General features: G+C 33.1%; 1 protein-coding gene and 1 rRNA gene. One reads left to right on the forward strand and one right to left on the reverse strand.

Annotation, left to right across the window (positions count from 1 at the left end; genetic code table 11):
* The first annotated feature begins 283 nt into the window (after positions 1-283).
* Positions 284-502, forward strand: coding sequence for a helix-turn-helix transcriptional regulator (locus H580_RS27040; protein WP_084509246.1), 219 nt, complete (start codon positions 284-286; stop codon positions 500-502).
* Between the two features lie 785 nt (positions 503-1287).
* On the opposite strand, the gene rrf is transcribed toward H580_RS27040, so the two are convergent.
* Positions 1288-1379: ribosomal RNA gene (rrf, locus tag H580_RS25555) — 5S ribosomal RNA — on the reverse strand; the annotation flags it as partial.

Below are 1379 nucleotides of genomic sequence, written 5' to 3' on the forward strand. Positions count from 1 at the left end.
CTTTATTTGAAGCATTTATTTTGAATGACTTCAAATAATTGATTTATTATGCTTGTCTCAGTTGCCCCTCTCGGTGGCGGAAATATAATATACCACAGCTTTTATTGAAATTGCAATACCTTTACTTGTTCCATTATTATGAAGTTAAATTTGTCGTTATTATTGAACTGTCCTAAACCAGCAGAATATGACCAGTCTATCACATTGGAGACACTTATAACTCATTTAAAGAGTGATTACTTATATGAACTAGGTGGAATCATTGTAAACGGCAATTGAGTATATGGAGAATCCTTTGTTTGAAGTTACCTCAGTAGAACAAATTGCAAAATATGCACATTCAACACCATTTTATTTTCAACGGACATTTTCCACAATAACAAATATGACTGTTGGTGATTATTTTCAACGAAGACGTTTGACTCTAGTCGCACAGGATTTAGTCACTTCTAATAGTAAGGTCATTGATATCTCTCTGAAATATGGCTATGAAACACCATAAGCATTTGCTAAGGCATTCCATAAGCAATATAACTTAACACATAGTATGTATGGCGGCATATTGCAAAATTTAAATCCTACAATCGTCTCATTATACAGATGTATTTGAAAGGGGTAGAATTTATGAATTATCGTATTGTTAGAACATAGTAGTTTTAAATTAGTGGGTCAAGAAATTCCGCAACATTTGCTTGAACTGGAGATACCATCATCAAAGTCGGAATGTTTTTTTGAGGTACATTGTGCCATGCCAGAAGCTATAAAAAAATACGTTGGAAGAAAAAACAAGTTTGAATGGCTCCCTTTTAACTCTTAGCTACATGTAGGTGTACCTGAATTAGAAGTCTATCCTGAAGGAAAACAAACACCTCCGGTTATTATTCAGAGATTTGTATACCAAAAATGTAGAAATTATTAATTAAGTCAAAGTTAGCTAGATATTATGAAATATCATTATCAAATATAAATAGAGAGCGAAAGCCCTCTATTTATATTTATACAGACCTTATATTAATTTTAATGCTTTGTCTTAAGCATTAAAAAGCAAGAGAAATAAAGAACATACTTCTAACACACATCTATTGGATTATTTATTTAAAAATACAATTACGAATAGATTACACTGCGCAAATATCAGTATTTTAATATATTGTTTTTCATTAAAACTGGTGTGAGATAAGATAACCCAATTTTTTAACACAAAACTTTTTACTGATTTAAACTTACGCACGATTAATTTGCACAAAAAGAGCTCACCGACTATGTAGTCAGTGAGCTCTTTAATTTGCTTGGCAACGTCCTACTCTCCCAGGACCCTGCGGTCCAAGTACCATCGGCGCTGGAGGACTTAACGTTCGTGTTCGGGATGGGTACGCGTG

Source organism: Paenibacillus assamensis DSM 18201 (assembly GCF_000422445.1).
Taxonomy (GTDB): Bacteria; Bacillota; Bacilli; order Paenibacillales; family Paenibacillaceae; genus Paenibacillus_B; species Paenibacillus_B assamensis.

Coding starts and splice junctions, on each gene's coding strand:
- H580_RS27040 (WP_084509246.1), top strand. CDS start 284: ATGGAGAATCCTTTGTTTGAAGTTACCTCAGTAGAACAAATTGCAAAA.